Origin of the sequence: Pseudomonas lijiangensis (assembly GCF_018968705.1) — a bacterium.
In the GTDB taxonomy this organism is placed as follows: Bacteria; Pseudomonadota; Gammaproteobacteria; order Pseudomonadales; family Pseudomonadaceae; genus Aquipseudomonas; species Aquipseudomonas lijiangensis.
Genome location: NZ_CP076668.1, coordinates 4,935,901 through 4,950,671 on the forward strand (window position 1 = coordinate 4,935,901; position 14,771 = coordinate 4,950,671).

14 protein-coding genes are annotated in these 14,771 nt (G+C 57.8%); 2 read left to right on the forward strand and 12 right to left on the reverse strand.

What is annotated here, in order from left to right:
- Complete coding sequence (locus KQP88_RS20660; RefSeq protein WP_216704057.1) at window positions 1–1,341, forward strand: sigma-54-dependent transcriptional regulator; 1,341 nt, start codon at window positions 1–3, stop codon at window positions 1,339–1,341.
- On the opposite strand, the gene thiO is transcribed toward KQP88_RS20660, so the two are convergent.
- The 7 genes from thiO to KQP88_RS20695 are packed head-to-tail and all read right to left on the reverse strand — an operon-like array spanning window position 1,338 to window position 8,289.
- The gene (gene thiO, locus KQP88_RS20665; RefSeq protein ID WP_216704058.1) at window positions 1,338–2,477 is read right to left on the reverse strand and encodes a glycine oxidase ThiO; all 1,140 of its coding nucleotides are present in this window, start codon (window positions 2,475–2,477) and stop codon (window positions 1,338–1,340) included. The two genes, KQP88_RS20660 and thiO, sit on opposite strands and share 4 nt — an antisense overlap.
- Before the next feature lie 27 nt (window positions 2,478–2,504).
- Window positions 2,505–2,903, reverse strand: coding sequence for a type IV pilin protein (locus KQP88_RS20670; protein ID WP_200994678.1), 399 nt, complete (start codon window positions 2,901–2,903; stop codon window positions 2,505–2,507).
- 12 nt (window positions 2,904–2,915) lie between these two features.
- Complete coding sequence (locus tag KQP88_RS20675; RefSeq protein ID WP_216706010.1) at window positions 2,916–6,089, reverse strand: pilus assembly protein; 3,174 nt, start codon at window positions 6,087–6,089, stop codon at window positions 2,916–2,918.
- Window positions 6,076–6,585: a pilus assembly PilX family protein gene (locus tag KQP88_RS20680; protein ID WP_216704059.1), complete on the reverse strand. Its 510-nt coding sequence runs from the start codon at window positions 6,583–6,585 to the stop codon at window positions 6,076–6,078. Before KQP88_RS20680 ends, KQP88_RS20675 begins: the two co-directional genes overlap by 14 nt.
- A gap of 14 nt (window positions 6,586–6,599) precedes the next feature.
- Complete coding sequence (locus KQP88_RS20685) at window positions 6,600–7,304, reverse strand: PilW family protein (protein WP_216704060.1); 705 nt, start codon at window positions 7,302–7,304, stop codon at window positions 6,600–6,602.
- Window positions 7,301–7,819 (reverse strand): type IV pilus modification protein PilV, encoded by a 519-nt coding sequence (gene pilV, locus KQP88_RS20690; protein ID WP_200994680.1) that lies wholly within the window; start codon window positions 7,817–7,819, stop codon window positions 7,301–7,303. The genes KQP88_RS20685 and pilV overlap by 4 nt, the downstream gene beginning before the upstream one ends.
- Window positions 7,819–8,289, reverse strand: a complete 471-nt coding sequence (locus KQP88_RS20695; RefSeq protein WP_200994681.1) for a GspH/FimT family pseudopilin — start codon at window positions 8,287–8,289, stop codon at window positions 7,819–7,821. Before KQP88_RS20695 ends, pilV begins: the two co-directional genes overlap by 1 nt.
- A gap of 133 nt (window positions 8,290–8,422) precedes the next feature.
- On the opposite strand from KQP88_RS20695, the gene KQP88_RS20700 reads away from it, so the two are divergent.
- The gene (locus KQP88_RS20700; RefSeq protein ID WP_200994682.1) at window positions 8,423–8,923 is read left to right on the forward strand and encodes a GspH/FimT family pseudopilin; all 501 of its coding nucleotides are present in this window, start codon (window positions 8,423–8,425) and stop codon (window positions 8,921–8,923) included.
- A 2-nt stretch (window positions 8,924–8,925) separates the two neighbouring features.
- Here the strand turns inward: KQP88_RS20700 and ispH are convergent, their stop codons facing one another.
- Genes ispH through ribF form a run of 5 tightly spaced genes read right to left on the reverse strand, consistent with a single transcriptional unit; the run spans window position 8,926 to window position 14,681 of the window.
- Window positions 8,926–9,873 (reverse strand): 4-hydroxy-3-methylbut-2-enyl diphosphate reductase, encoded by a 948-nt coding sequence (gene ispH / locus KQP88_RS20705; protein ID WP_025261870.1) that lies wholly within the window; start codon window positions 9,871–9,873, stop codon window positions 8,926–8,928.
- A 58-nt stretch (window positions 9,874–9,931) separates the two neighbouring features.
- Entirely contained in the window at window positions 9,932–10,399 is a 468-nt protein-coding gene (locus tag KQP88_RS20710; RefSeq protein WP_117163419.1) for an FKBP-type peptidyl-prolyl cis-trans isomerase, read from the reverse strand.
- The gene (lspA, locus tag KQP88_RS20715) at window positions 10,392–10,910 is read right to left on the reverse strand and encodes a signal peptidase II (RefSeq protein ID WP_025261872.1); all 519 of its coding nucleotides are present in this window, start codon (window positions 10,908–10,910) and stop codon (window positions 10,392–10,394) included. Before lspA ends, KQP88_RS20710 begins: the two co-directional genes overlap by 8 nt.
- On the reverse strand, window positions 10,903–13,734 hold the full coding sequence (gene ileS / locus KQP88_RS20720) for an isoleucine--tRNA ligase (protein WP_216704061.1): 2,832 nt from the start codon (window positions 13,732–13,734) through the stop codon (window positions 10,903–10,905). Before ileS ends, lspA begins: the two co-directional genes overlap by 8 nt.
- A complete protein-coding gene (gene ribF, locus KQP88_RS20725) occupies window positions 13,731–14,681 on the reverse strand; it encodes a bifunctional riboflavin kinase/FAD synthetase (protein ID WP_216704062.1) in 951 nt (316 codons plus the stop codon). Before ribF ends, ileS begins: the two co-directional genes overlap by 4 nt.
- Window positions 14,682–14,771 lie beyond the last annotated feature (90 nt).

The window sequence follows — 14,771 nt, forward strand, 5'->3', positions numbered from 1 at the left end:
ATGACCCAACGGCAAAAGATCCTGATAGTCGATGATGAGCCGGACATTCGTGAACTCCTGGAGATCACCCTCGGCCGCATGAAACTCGACACCCGCAGCGCCCGCAATGTGACCGAGGCCCGCGAGTGGCTGGCTCGCGAGCCATTCGACATGTGCCTGACCGACATGCGCCTGCCTGACGGTAATGGCCTGGAGCTGGTGCAGCATATTCAGCAGGCTTACCCACAGACGCCCGTGGCGATGATCACCGCCCATGGCAGCCTGGATATGGCCATTCATGCACTCAAGGCCGGTGCCTTCGACTTCCTGACCAAGCCGGTGGACCTGAGCAGGCTGCGTGAACTGGTCAGCAGCGCCCTGCGCCTGCAACCCGGCGCCCCGGCAGAACGCAGCATCGACAGTCGTCTGCTGGGTAACTCCCCACCGATGCGTGCCCTGCGCAAGCAAATCGACAAACTGGCGCGCAGCCAGGCGCCGATCTATATCAGTGGCGAATCGGGTAGCGGCAAGGAACTGGTCGCCCGGCTGATTCATGAACAAGGACCGCGTAACGACAAACCTTTCGTGCCGGTCAACTGCGGGGCGATTCCTTCGGAATTGATGGAAAGCGAATTCTTCGGCCATCGCAAAGGCAGCTTTACCGGCGCCCATGAAGACAAGCCAGGCCTGTTTCAGGCCGCCAATAACGGCACGCTGTTTCTGGATGAAGTCGCTGACTTGCCGCTGGCCATGCAGGTAAAACTGCTGCGGGCCATCCAGGAGAAATCCATACGCAGCGTCGGCGGTCAGCAGGAGCAGGTCGTGGATGTGCGAATTCTATGTGCCACCCACAAGGATCTGAACGCCGAAGTCGCTGCCGGCCGCTTCCGGCAGGATTTGTATTACCGCCTGAACGTTATCGAGCTGCGGGTACCGCCGCTGCGTGAGCGGCGCGAAGATATCGATCAACTGGTAAGCAGTGTCCTGCAACGTCTGGCCGCCAACTGCGGCCAGGCCTCGGCACGCCTGCACCCTCAGGCGCTGGAAACCCTGAAAAGCTACCGCTTCCCCGGCAACGTTCGCGAACTGGAAAACATGCTGGAGCGTGCTTACACCCTTTGCGAAAACGATGAAATCCACGCCTCGGACCTTCGCCTTGCCGAGTCCGGCACCCCCCAGGAACACGACGGCCACAATCTGGCCGATATCGATAATCTGGAGGATTACCTGGAAAGCATCGAGCGCAAACTGATCCTGCAAGCTCTGGAGGAAACCCGCTGGAACCGGACCGCAGCAGCGCAACGCCTGAGCCTGTCATTCAGATCGATGCGTTACCGGTTGAAGAAGCTGGGGTTGGATTAGGGCTTTGCAGGAGCGAATCGGGCGGCGCTCCGCTTATTCGCGAAACGCCCCGCCGGTGCATAAGGAGCCGGATCAATAATCGGCTCACGCTCCAGCAACAGATCCGTCAGCAACTGGCAGGACGCAGGTGCCAGCACCAGACCGTTGCGGTAGTGGCCACAGTTCAGCCACACCCCCTCGAAGCCCTCCAGCGGGCCGATAAAGGGAATGCCTTCGGGCGAACCTGGGCGCAACCCCGCCCACTGAGCGACAGGCTCGGCATTGGCCAGCTCGGGAATCAATTCGATGGCCGAGGCCTTGAGGCTTTCCAGCGCTGCCGTGGTCGGCGTCTTGTCGAAACCTTCATGCTCCAGCGTACTACCGATCAAGATATGACCATCACGACGCGGAATCGCATAACGCCCCTTGGCCAGCACCATGCTCGACAGGAAATCGGACTCGCACTTGTAGAGAATCATCTGGCCCTTGACCGGTTCGACGGGTAATTCCAGACCCAGGGTCTTGAGCAACTCGCCACTCCAGGCGCCCGCCGCCAGCACGACACGGTCGCCCAGGATATCGCCCGCTTGCGTGCTGACACCACGAACCATATTGCCCTCGCGCACAAACCCGCTGACTTCGCACTGCTCGCGAATCTCGACATTGGGCAACGCCAGCAGCGCAGCCTTGAGGGATTTCACCAGACGCGGGTTACGGACATTGGCCACATCGGCCATGTAAATGGCCCTTGAATAACCCTGCCCCAATGCTGGCACCGCATCATGAACAGCCGACACGTCGACACTGCTCAGCGGCCGTTGCTCCCGGGCAGCCCAGTCCAGGGCTTGCTGCTCATCGTCCAGATCCAGCCAGTACAAACCGGTCTTGTGAACTTCAGGATCAACGCCTGTCCGGGCAAACAGGCGTTCGGCCAGATGCGGGTAGAAGTCCTGTGACCAGTGCGCGAGGGCGGTGACTGCCGGGCTGTAGCGCCATGGATAGAGTGGCGACACGATCCCGCCACCCGCCCATGAAGACTCCTGACCGACGCTGGAGCGATCAACCAACACGACACTGGCCACTTCGGCGGCAAGGTTGAAAGCAGTCAACAACCCGATAACACCACCACCGACGATCACTACATGTTGCTTGTGCATTTTGGTCTCTAGGCAAAGGAAAAGGAGTTAACGTCCCCAGCAGTCTTTGGTTGTCACGCCGCTGGTGGCGTTTGGATTGGTGCGCGTGCCGGTATTGGTGATGGCAAAACTGCCGCATTTATCGCCGGTCATGAGCGAGCCGGTAGGGTTAGCGGTCAAGGTAAAACCTGTGGCTGTGAGGACCGGCGCGATGTTGTAATAACTATTGCCGCCACTCAAACCTGTCGCGCCGACGTAGGTGCCATTTCTTGAAAAGAAACGCTCAAGCGCCTGGGTCTGCTCCGAAAGCAGGCTGGCAATGGCCGAACGCTGAGTACGCTTCGTGTATTCAACATAACTGGGGTAAGCAACGGCCGCCAGAATACCGATAATCGCCACGACGATCATGAGTTCGATCAAGGTAAAGCCTCTGGATACTGCTCGCATGAATCACCTTCCCTACTGGATTTGTCGCCACATGATGCGCTGGAAGACGTTGGCACTACCGCCCTTCTCCAGCAGCTTGACCGGTGTTCCGCCACTGGAGTCGATCAGGTATTTGTTATCGTTGGCGCCGTTGGTGCCTGCCACGATGGATGCAACCACCGGAATCCCCGTACCGATCCCAAGGCCTGCAACGAGGGTATCGGAAGCGGTAATGTCGTTGTCGCCATTGGTATCGAGCACCTGATAATTGAGCATGCTGCCGGTGGCGGCATCCAGCTCGAAAAGACGCCCGGTACCGGTACTTTCACAAGGATCAGTGGAGTTCACAGATGCAGTGGTGAAAATGATACGGCCACGAGACGTCTGTGCAGGATAGATGATCCGCTCACCCAGATAAGGCGCAGCGGTTGCCAGTGGCATGTACCAGCCTTTCTTGGTGGCCCAGTCCACATCGTTGGAGGTTGAGGTGAAGTAAGTATTGCCATTACCGGTCACCGAACCATTGACCGCCTGGGCCTGCAGGTTGGCTTCAACGATATTCCCCGAGCCCGCATCGCCATCCCAGATTGCGTAGAAGTCCTGCAAGGCACTGGTCTGCTTGTCGGTAGCCTCACTGAATTTGCCGGTACCGAAATACACCAGCTTGCCGTTGAGCGGGTGATCGATCAGCAGAGGCTGAACCGTAATCGGCTGGTTGGCACCTCTTGGCGCAGTGAACAACGGCGAACCATTGAAAGCGACCCTCCAGCTGGAAGCCGCCGCACCACTCATGTCGAACTTCCACATGCGTCCCTTGAGGTCACCGGCATAAGCGGCCTGAACGACGTTCTGCGAGTTGACACGCAGCTTGACCGAGGAGAGGCCGTTGTCTGTCTCACCACTGACGACAATCGGTGTCTGGATTTCCGCAATGAATGCGCCGGTATTGGCATTCAATACATACAGCGACGCCCGACCTGTAAAACTGCCATAGCCATTACCCACCACCATGATCCCGGTCCCGTCAGCCATACGCGCTACATCAGGCTTGGAGTAGCTATAACCCAGGTTATTGAACCTGTTAGTGGTGTCAGAGGTGTCCGGTGCCTTGACCTCCCACATGACCTCAGGGGTATTGCTGCTACCTTCGAACAATTTGATTGCGAAGAATGCCTTGCCGCCAGCCCCAAGTCCTGAGAAAGCGACTGTACGCCATGCCGAGCCAGCGGATAATTGAGTATCGAAAACCGCAATCTGCCCATCAACCGTGAACTTGTGCACCCCGGAACCGTAGTTGGTTGAAGAAATGGTTGCCAGAGAAGCCAGCGACGTGGAAGGCATATAAGCGTATCGACGCACCCCGTTACTGGCATTGATGACATTGAAGAAGCCATCGTTGGCATTGGCAAGAAGGCTATAGGTCATATTGCTGGCCTTGTTGGCCAGGTAGGTGGTGTAACTGGTATCTCCAACCAGATCGGCAGCTGTCTTTTCCGTAGGTAACCCCGCGCCCAGCGTAGAATTGATGATATCGCCGAGCAGCCTGGTGCGCGTGCGCAACTTGGCGTTCGCAGTGCCCTTGGCCCAGGCAATCACCTCAGGCCCCGTTACGCCTGTAGGCAATGTGGTGGTGAATGCAAGCTGCTGTGCCGGACTGAAACTGAGGAAGTCCAGTGCAATTCTCGCGGGTGAAGTCCCTGCGGTCCCCGTGCTCCATGACTCGAAGACAGGTGCAGTAGAACCACTGACAATCGTGCTGTCCGTCGTCCAGACAGGAGTACTCAAGGCTCCGGTCGTGGCATCGAGGTTGTAGGCCCTGACAGTACCGTGCCAGTCGGTCGGGTCATAGAGTGTCTGGTAGAACTGCGTGCCAGCCTGAAGGGTGGATGAACTTGATACGCCACCACCGCCGGAGCCGGCCTTGGCGTAGATGTCGGTAAGAGCAAGGTTCAATGCGGTATTCAACCCTGCACTGTCATTGGCCTGAAAGTATTTGGCATGGCCATGATTGTCGTCAGCGGCATCGATAAGCATCTGGTTACCGAGCGTGAAACCGATCGCGTAGGTGCTCAGGTTCTGTCTGGGGAATCCGGCATTGTCCCAGCTTCGCCCCGTCAGATCGCCGCCCGGTGAAGTGGAGTCCTTGCGCATGTCAATGTCATAGGCGAACTTGGCGATATCATCCAGATATAGCGTATCCCCTTCATTTTCCGGATCGACATTCGGCCCGTCATTATTGATACGATCCCAGTTAGGTAACCACGCCGGGTCGAAATCATCGACGTCATTTGTGGGGAACGTTTTGTCGTGAGTAGGCAAACCGTCAGTCAACACAACACCATAGTTTTTCTGACAACGATATTGAATGGGGCTTGTAAACGTTCTCGGTGAGCCGGTGTATGACGGAAAAGGAGTAAGCCCGCGAAAATAGCGAGTCACCTGATAATAGGTTTCAGCAAGAGGCGTGTTGGCTTCTGCAGTCAACGCCGAAATCGCGGCGCGCAGATTTCTGTAGTTTGTATCAGCCGTCGCCTGCGTCACACCCGCCTGATAAGTCGTGGCCGGAACAGGCGACAAGTCGCTCACAGCCTGCTTGATATTCCCACCCGGTCCTCTGTCGTTACTGTTGGGTGGATTGTAAGTCGCCAAACCGATACGCAACGACCGGTTGGCATCGACCAGTCCCAATGCAACGGAAATGGCAGAGGTCAAACGGCTTTCAGTCGGTATATTCGCCACACTTTTGTTGGAGCTTACCTGTGAAACCAGATAAGACAGATAAGCACCGGGATAACGTGTATTGCCGGACCTCGCCGGATCAGGCAAGGATATGCAATAAACTGTGTTGTCATTGGACTTGGCAAAACTATAGCCACTGAAGCAGCGATCCCTGCTCAAAGCGCTCAAAAATACATATTGCCCATCACCTGTTGGAATTGTGTTCCTCACACAAAACCCTAAAAAACCGCAATCGAAATTATCAATAGTCGGCCAGGAAGCAGACGCATTGAAACCCGAATCAAAAATAATCGTATCCATACTGCCGGAGTTATCCACCTGCAACATGACATTGGGCGTAACGGCAGAAGCACTCAGCAACGGTACTTGTGAAGGTGTGAACGCATAAACAGGCGCAGACAGATAAAGCGCAGCCAGGGCACCATACGCATACTTCAATCCGTGACGAAACGCCTTAGCAATTGGCATAAATACTCTCCAGCACCGTTCTCGATGTGCCTTGGGTGGCAACGGCTGTAACACGATAAACCGTCACGCTACTCCTCAAATCACAGGTTGGCGGGCGTTTTATGGGGTTTGCCGTGGTGCCAAGATTCTGGATGCCATAAAAACCACCTCCCTGTGCTGCAACCCAGCTCACCCCGGATGTGCCATTTGTACCTGCCGCCGTCAGCGTGGTGGATTCGGCAGGCGGGGCGCAGGTTGTGTTATTGGTGCATTTGGCCATGGTAAAACCCACCAACCGGATGGACGACTCGCCCAGTCGCAATGCCGCTTCGGCCCTCTGGAAAGACTGATTGCGCAAAGCCACACTGCCCGCCATCTTTTCCTGCAAGGTGGCATTCTGCATGGAGGAAATCCCCAGCAATGTCAGCAGCAACAGGAATACCAGGCTAACCAGCAATACCATTCCGGATTGTCGGGCCGGGAATGTCGGCATGACGCAAAACCGCTTTGTATTCATTGCATACGGCCCTTTCAAAAGCGATTACGCAGGTAGGCAACCACATTGTATTGCTGAGGCCTGACGCGATTATCCGGATCCTGCAGGGTCAGGCTGATGCGAACGCTGCGTATATCGGCCGCCGCGGCAGTCGAGACTGTCGTGACATAGGTCATTGGACTGCCCGCCATCCCAAAGGAAACGTCGAAGGCACTGACGTTTTGCAGCAACGGTTGCGCAGTCCCGCCTGTGCCGTATTTGATGGTCAGGTTCTGCCCGGTAAGGGTGTAGACAAACTGACGCATCGGGAACGCGGTTTCCCCCGCTGCCGGCAATTTTGGCCCGGCATAAAGCTGGGTGGAGGTCTGACAGTTGGAAATGATCGTCCAGGTCGGTGAAGTGCCGGTGGTGCCAATGTCAGAGGTCACCAGAGTCAGGGTTTTATTGGCGTTATCCCACAGGATGGGGTTATCGAGCGCGGCAGGCCATGCAATGGCCGGAGGGACTGGCACATAGTTGTTGAATCCCAGGCAGCCATACATCCCGGTCATGCGGATTTCCTGCATCAGTTTGCTCAGCACGAAACGCGCATCTTCCTGCATGCGGGCCGAGGCATTCTGGGTCAGGAACGTGCCTCGGGAGGCGCTGAATATCTGGATGATGCCCATGCTGACCACCAGCCCCAGCACCAGCGCCACCATGATCTCGATCAGGCCAAAGCCTCTGGATGACTTCTTCATGGGTTCACCCCGATACGCGAGGTCAGGGTAAAGGTCTGCAGGGTGTTACCGGCCGCCGTACCGCCGGTTGCAACGGTGCTGGAGCCCGCCGCCCGCGTATCGTCCCAGGTGATGGTGATGGTGACGGCCGGAGCGTCGCTGACATCGATACTGGCTGTGGCCGTGGAGCCTGCAAAAGTGGCGATGTTGGTCTTGAAATCGTAAAGGTCCTGATCCCGAGCCCTGTTCAGATTCCCTGCCGACGGAGCCGAGGTCAGATTGGCCAAGGCATAAGTCGCCAGTACGTTGGTGGTGCCGTTGGCGACCGCATTGCCATCCACATTCGCCCGGATACGATCCATCATGTCGTAGGCAATGAAGCTAGCCTGACTGCTCATGGTAGAGCTGTCGGTGTACTTGAGAGCATTGAGCTGAATCGCGGCGGCGCCCAGCAGGCCGATGGCAAGTATCAGGACCGAAACCAGCACTTCGATCAGCGTCATGCCCGTCTGGCGACGTCGCACTTCATTTAGCATCAGCAATTTCCACCCAGAATGATCCGACCCGTCAGACAAATGTTCATGGTCCTGGCAATCGAACCTCGCGTGTAATTCATCACCACCGCGGTGGCGGGCGTAGACAAGGCACCCAGGTTATTGAATTCGATCCCGGTAACGTTGGTCGCCGTCAGGGTTGCTCCACTGCTCATCGCCGCGACCTTGCGCAACGCAGTCGGGGTACCCGATGTCTCGGAAGCCAGAAAGACCTGTAGCTCCGTACTCCAGTCCGCCCCGCTGGTGGGTGCAATACGTACCGTCACTCCCCGGTTTATCGCCTCAAGACGTGCATAGTTGAGCGCCCGCTGCAAATCATTGAGCTCGGTATCCGCCTTGTTGTTCTGGATCGTGCTGGTAAAGCTCGGAACGGCAATGGCAGCCACGATCGCCACCACAGACACAGTGACTAACAATTCAATGAGGCTGAAGCCCTTGGACATATAACGCATTGGGTGTCTCCTAGACGTTACGACTATAAGGCAGCAGCGATGCCTGAAAATCTCTAGCAGGATATACGGTTGTTTTGCGATGACGAATGCCCGGATGGCGTTTGGAACAAGGTTTTCCAGGGAGGAAAAAACGATGAAGCATGCAGGATTCACGTTAATCGAGCTACTGATCGTGGTTGCCATTGTGGCCATTCTTGCCAATGTTGCCAGTCCGCCGTTTACAGACCTGATCGATGCCAATCGAAGGCACGTAGCCGCCCAGGAACTGGCCAGCGGCATACGCTCGGCACGGGTTGCAGCCATTACCCGCAATCAGGTCGTGACCCTGTATGCCATTGACGGAGACTGGAGTAACGGCTGGCGAATCATCACCGACACCACAGGCAACGGACCGGACGATGACGATACCTTGCTTGTCGAGCGGGCCATCAATGGAAAAACGCGCATTGTCGGCAACAGCAAGATTGCGGAGTACATCAGCTTCAACGGCCTGGGAGGCCTCAGGAAGGCTGCCAACGGTACCTTTCACGTCTGCGTCCGTGATGAGCCCGTGAGCCACTATCGCGTGATAGTGGCCATTACCGGCAGAGTCAGAGTCGAGAACGACAAGATACCGACAGATCTTTGTGCCTGACTTTATGGCAGAGACTTGACCCGCAGTTCCTTGGGAACGGAGAACGTGATGTTCTCTTCGCGGCCGGACAGTTCATCGGCACCGGTCGCGCCCCAGGCCTGCAATTGCTGAATCACGCCGCGTACCAGAACTTCCGGCGCGGACGCACCTGCGGTAATACCGATACGCTCGATACCGTCGAACCAGCTGCGCTGCATGTCTTCGGCACCGTCGATCAGATAGGCCGGTGTCGACATGCGCTCGGCCAGCTCGCGCAGACGATTGGAGTTGGAGCTGTTGGGGCTGCCCACCACCAGAACCACATCGCACTCATCAGCCAGTTGCTTGACCGCATCCTGACGGTTTTGCGTGGCATAGCAGATATCGTCCTTGCGCGGCCCGCCAATGGCAGGGAAGCGCGAACGCAATGCATCGATGACACGACTGGTATCGTCCATGGACAAGGTTGTCTGGGTCACGAAAGCCAGGGCATCGGGGTTGCGCACCTGGAGGTTGGCGACGTCTTCTTCGTCTTCCACCAAGTAAATCGCACCGCCATTGCTGGCGTCGTACTGGCCCATGGTGCCTTCGACTTCCGGATGGCCTTCATGGCCGATCAGGATGCACTCACGGCCATCACGACTATAACGGGCCACTTCGATATGCACCTTGGTCACCAGCGGACAGGTCGCATCGAAGACTTTCAGGCCACGGCCTGCTGCCTCGGCGCGTACCGCCTGGGAAACACCGTGGGCGCTGAAGATGACGATCACATCGTCCGGCACCTGTTCCAGCTCTTCAACGAAGATCGCGCCACGAGCGCGCAGGTCTTCGACGACGAATTTGTTGTGAACGACTTCATGACGCACATAAATCGGCGGGCCAAACACTTCCAGGGCGCGATTGACGATTTCGATCGCACGGTCCACACCAGCGCAGAAGCCACGTGGGTTGGCGAGTTTGATTTGCATGCTGTGCCTCGTATTTACGTGCGGAGCTGCCCGGCCGAAGCCGGGCTTGATATCCGGCTCAGGAAGCCAGAATCGGCTTGACCTCGAAGATTTGCACTTCAAAGTTTAGTGTCTTGCCAGCCAGAGGATGGTTGAAATCGACGGTAACCAGCTCATCGTCGAATTTCTTCACCACACCCGGCAGCTCAGTATTGGCCGCATCGTTGAAGATCACCAGCAATCCTTCGGACAGCTCCATGTCCTGGAACTGCGAACGCGGGATGATCTGCACGTTTTGCGGGTTGGGCTGGCCAAAGGCATTCTCAGGCAACACCTGGACGGTTTTTCTATCGCCCGCCTTGAAGCCGAAAATGGCGGCTTCAAAACCGGGCAACAGATTGCCATCACCCACTTTGAACGTGGCCGGAGCCTTGTCGAAAGTGCTGTCTACCGTATCGCCGTTTTCAAGATGCAGGGCGAAGTGCAAGGTGACTTGCGTGTTCTGGCCGATGCGCAGCTCGCCTTGAGTCGATGACTGTTCAGCCATGAGCAGGCTCCTCTTCTTTCTTGCTCTTGAACATATCCACAGCCAGCATGACGGCGCCGACGCTGATTGCGCTGTCGGCTACGTTGAAGGCCGGGAAGTACCAACGGTTTTGCCAGTGCACCAGAATGAAGTCGATGACATGGCCAAGCACGACACGGTCATAGAGATTGCCGATAGCGCCCCCCAGCACCAATGCCAGGGCAATTGCCAGCCAGGTGTCATCACGGCCAAGACGCTTGAGCCACACGACCAGCACGGCACTGACGACAATCGCAATCAGGGCAAACAACCAGCGCTGCCAACCGGCGCCATCAGCCAGAAAACTGAAGGCAGCCCCGGTGTTATAGGCCAGGGTCCAACTGAAGTAATCGGGGATGATAACGATCTGGTCGTACATCTCCAGCCGATTCTCGAAGTAATACTTGCTGGCCTGATCGACGATCAGGACCAGCAGGCTCAACCATAACCAGCTCAAACGGCCAAAACGGCCTGCAGCGCCTGGATTAGGCATAGTGACGCACCTCGCCAGCGCCGCTGATGTTATCCACACAGCGACCGCAGATTTCAGGATGCTCAGGGTTCACGCCCACGTCTTCACGGTGATGCCAGCAACGGGCGCACTTCGCGTGACCGGACTTGACCACTTTCAGCTTCAGACCTGCAACCTCGGTCACCACCGCATCGGCCGGAGCCGACAGCAGAGGCGCGACAGTCGCGGTGGAGGTGATCAGTACGAAACGCAGTTCATTGCTGAGCTTCGACAGGTCGGCAACCAGCGAATCTTCAGCGTACAGGGTCACTTCAGCCTGCAGGTTGCCGCCAATGGCCTTGGCAGCGCGCAGGTTTTCCATTTCCTTATTGACTGAAGCCTTCACCGCCATGATCCGCTCCCAGTAGGCACGGTCCAGCTCGAAACCTTCAGGCATTTCGCTCAGGCCTTCGTACCAGGTGTTGAGCATCACGGATTCATTACGCTCGCCCGGCAGGAACTGCCAAAGCTCGTCGGCGGTGAACGCCAGGATCGGTGCGATCCAGCGTACCAGCGCTTCGGAGATGTGGAACAGCGCAGTCTGGCAGGAGCGACGCGCCTTGCTGTCAGGGGCCGTGGTGTACTGACGGTCCTTGATGATGTCCAGATAGAAGCCACCCAGCTCCTGCACGCAGAAGTTGTGGATCTTCGAGTAGACGTTCCAGAAGCGGTATTCGCCGTAGTTCTCTTGCAACTCGCGTTGCAGCAGCAGCGTGCGATCAACGGCCCAGCGGTCCAGCGCCAGCATTTCTTCGGCTGGCAGCAGGTCGGTGGCCGGATTGAAACCGGACAGGTTCGAGAGCAGGAAGCGTGCAGTGTTGCGGATCCGCCGGTAGGCATCTGCGCTGCGCTGCAGGATCTGATCGGAAACCGCCATTTCACCCGAATAGTCAGTGGCCGAAACCCACAGACGCATGATGTCGGCGCCCAGGGTGTCATTGACTTTCTGCGGCGCGATGACGTTACCCAGCGACTTGGACATCTTGCGGCCGTTTTCGTCGACGGTGAAACCGTGGGTCAACAGCTCGCGGTACGGTGCGTGGTCGTCGATGGCGCAGCCGGTCAGCAGCGAGGAATGGAACCAGCCGCGGTGCTGGTCGGAACCTTCCAGGTACAGGTCGGCACGCGGGCCGGTTTCGTGGCCCATAGAGTGCGAACCGCGCAGGACGTGCCAGTGAGTCGTGCCGGAGTCGAACCAGACATCCAGGGTGTCGGAGATCTTGTCGTATTTCGACGCTTCATCGCCCAGCAACTCGGCAGCGTCCAGCTTGAACCAGGCTTCGATGCCCTCTTTCTCGACGCGCTGAGCGACTTCTTCCATCAGCTCGACCGTGCGTGGATGCAGATCACCGCTTTCCTTGTGCAGGAAGAACGGAATCGGCACGCCCCAGTTGCGCTGACGGGAGATGCACCAGTCAGGACGGTTGGCGATCATGGAGTGCAGACGCGCCTGCCCCCAGGCCGGGACGAACTTGGTGTCTTCGATGGCCTTGACGGCGCGCTCACGCAAGGTGCCGCCAGCGACAGGCTGCTTGTCCATGCCGACGAACCACTGCGCAGTGGCGCGGTAGACCAGCGGCGACTTGTGGCGCCAGCAGTGCATGTAGCTGTGGGTGATGGTTTCGGTGTGCAGCAGGCTGCCGACCTCGGCCAGCTTGTCGATGATGTTCTGGTTGGCCTTGAAGATGAACTGGCCGCCGAAGAACTCCAGGGACTCGACATACACGCCGTTGCTCTGCACCGGGCTCAGGATGTCATCGTTGCTCATCCCGTACTGCTTGCAGATATTGAAGTCGTCCAGGCCGTAGGCAGGCGCACTGTGAACCACGCCGGTACCCGCGCTCAGCTCGACGTAGTCGGCGACATAAAGTGGCGACAGACGGTCATAGAACGGGTGACGGAAGTTGATCAGTTCGAGCTGCTGACCGACCGTGGTCGCGATGACCGAGCCTTCCAGCTTGTAACGTGCCAGGCAGGACTCGACCAGCTCTTCAGCCAGAACCAGCAGCCTGTCACCCACATCGACCAGCGCGTAGGTGAACTCGGGATGGACGTTCAGCGCCTGGTTGGCCGGAATGGTCCACGGCGTGGTGGTCCAGATCACGATGGCAGCAGGCTTGGGCAGAGAAGCCAGGCCAAAGGCTTCGGCCAGCTTCGCTTCATCGGCAATCGGGAATGCGACGTCGATGGTCGAGGACTTCTTGTCCTGATATTCGACTTCCGCTTCCGCCAGGGCCGAACCGCAATCGAAGCACCAGTTCACGGGCTTGAGGCCCTTGAACACGAAACCGCCCTTGACCATTTCGGCCAGCGCACGGATTTCACCGGCTTCGTTGGCGAAGTTCATGGTGAGGTACGGATTATCCCAGTCGCCCAGCACGCCCAGGCGAATGAATTCGGCCTTCTGACCTTCGACCTGCTCGGCAGCATAGGCACGGCACAGCTCACGGGTCTTGTCGGCGGACAGGTTCTTGCCGTGGGTGACTTCGACTTTATGCTCGATCGGCAAGCCATGGCAGTCCCAGCCCGGAACATAAGGCGCATCGAAGCCCGACAGGGTCTTGGAGCGCACGATCATGTCCTTGAGGATCTTGTTGACGGCGTGACCGATGTGAATATTGCCGTTGGCGTAGGGAGGACCGTCGTGCAGGACGAACTTTGGACGATCCTTGCCAATCTCGCGCAGCTTCTGGTACAGGCCAATGCTGTCCCAGCGCTGCAGAGTTTGCGGCTCGCGCTGGGGCAGGCCGGCCTTCATCGGGAAGGCGGTGTCCGGAAGGTTTAGCGTGGCTTTATAATCAGTCATTTCAGGCTCTTGATTAGCGGTGAACCATGCCAATGGGCACGGGCGGCGGCGACGTCCGCATTGATCGCCGTCTTGAGCGCCTCCAGTGAGGCGAAACGCTGCTCATCGCGCAGCTTGTGGTGGAAAGCCACCGTCAAACGCCGGCCATAGATATCACCGGCAAAATCCAGAAGATGAACCTCAAGGTGGGCACTGCCATCACCTGCCACGGTCGGGCGCACGCCGATATTGGCGACTCCCGGCCAGGCCTTGCCATCGATGTTCGTGCTGACCAGGTAAACCCCGCTCAACGGCACACGACGACGCTTGAGTTGCACATTGGCCGTGGGCGTACCCAACTGGCGTGCCAGCTTCTGGCCATGCAGAACCCGTCCGGTAATCTGGAACGGGCGACCGAGCAAATGCTCGGCCAGGGCAAAATCCGCGACAGCCAGGGCATTACGCACCTTGGTACTGCTGACCCGGACACCATCGATCTCAACGGTCTGCGCCGCCTCTACGGTAAAACCATGGGTATTACCGGCTTGTTGCAGGAAGTCGAAGTCGCCGATACGGTCGCAACCGAACCGGAAATCGTCGCCCACCTCAAGATGCTGCACGCCCAGCCCGTCGACCAGAATGGTCTCGACGAAGCTGGCGGCACTCAGTTTGCTCAGACGCTGGTTGAAAGACAGGCACAAGACCCGGTCAACACCCTCGGCGCTCAGCAGTTCAAGCTTGTCACGCAGCCGGGCCAGACGTGCTGGCGCGGTTTCAGGAGCGAAGAATTCCCGTGGCTGCGGCTCGAAAATGACCACGCAAGTGGGCACGCCCAACTCGACAGCGCGCTCGCGCAGACGCATCAGGATAGCCTGATGACCGCGGTGGACACCGTCAAAGTTGCCAATCGTGGCGACGCAGCCCCGATGCGAGGGGTGCAGGTTGTGGAGGCCTCTAACCAGCTGCATAACGCACTTCTTGCTCATAAAGTGGCCGATTATAACCACACACGGCCCCGGGCGACAGGCAACACACCCAGACCAGACAACAGCTATCGG

What these genes read in the sequence shown, in the direction of transcription:
- KQP88_RS20660 (WP_216704057.1), top strand. Translation starts at nt 1, where the DNA reads ATGACCCAACGGCAAAAGATCCTGATAGTCGATGATGAGCCGGACATT.
- thiO (WP_216704058.1), bottom strand. Translation starts at nt 2,477, where the DNA reads ATGCACAAGCAACATGTAGTGATCGTCGGTGGTGGTGTTATCGGGTTG.
- KQP88_RS20670 (WP_200994678.1), bottom strand. Translation starts at nt 2,903, where the DNA reads ATGCGAGCAGTATCCAGAGGCTTTACCTTGATCGAACTCATGATCGTC.
- KQP88_RS20675 (WP_216706010.1), bottom strand. Translation starts at nt 6,089, where the DNA reads ATGCCAATTGCTAAGGCGTTTCGTCACGGATTGAAGTATGCGTATGGT.
- KQP88_RS20680 (WP_216704059.1), bottom strand. Translation starts at nt 6,585, where the DNA reads ATGAATACAAAGCGGTTTTGCGTCATGCCGACATTCCCGGCCCGACAA.
- KQP88_RS20685 (WP_216704060.1), bottom strand. Translation starts at nt 7,304, where the DNA reads ATGAAGAAGTCATCCAGAGGCTTTGGCCTGATCGAGATCATGGTGGCG.
- pilV (WP_200994680.1), bottom strand. Translation starts at nt 7,819, where the DNA reads ATGCTAAATGAAGTGCGACGTCGCCAGACGGGCATGACGCTGATCGAA.
- KQP88_RS20695 (WP_200994681.1), bottom strand. Translation starts at nt 8,289, where the DNA reads ATGCGTTATATGTCCAAGGGCTTCAGCCTCATTGAATTGTTAGTCACT.
- KQP88_RS20700 (WP_200994682.1), top strand. Translation starts at nt 8,423, where the DNA reads ATGAAGCATGCAGGATTCACGTTAATCGAGCTACTGATCGTGGTTGCC.
- ispH (WP_025261870.1), bottom strand. Translation starts at nt 9,873, where the DNA reads ATGCAAATCAAACTCGCCAACCCACGTGGCTTCTGCGCTGGTGTGGAC.
- KQP88_RS20710 (WP_117163419.1), bottom strand. Translation starts at nt 10,399, where the DNA reads ATGGCTGAACAGTCATCGACTCAAGGCGAGCTGCGCATCGGCCAGAAC.
- lspA (WP_025261872.1), bottom strand. Translation starts at nt 10,910, where the DNA reads ATGCCTAATCCAGGCGCTGCAGGCCGTTTTGGCCGTTTGAGCTGGTTA.
- ileS (WP_216704061.1), bottom strand. Translation starts at nt 13,734, where the DNA reads ATGACTGATTATAAAGCCACGCTAAACCTTCCGGACACCGCCTTCCCG.
- ribF (WP_216704062.1), bottom strand. Translation starts at nt 14,681, where the DNA reads ATGCAGCTGGTTAGAGGCCTCCACAACCTGCACCCCTCGCATCGGGGC.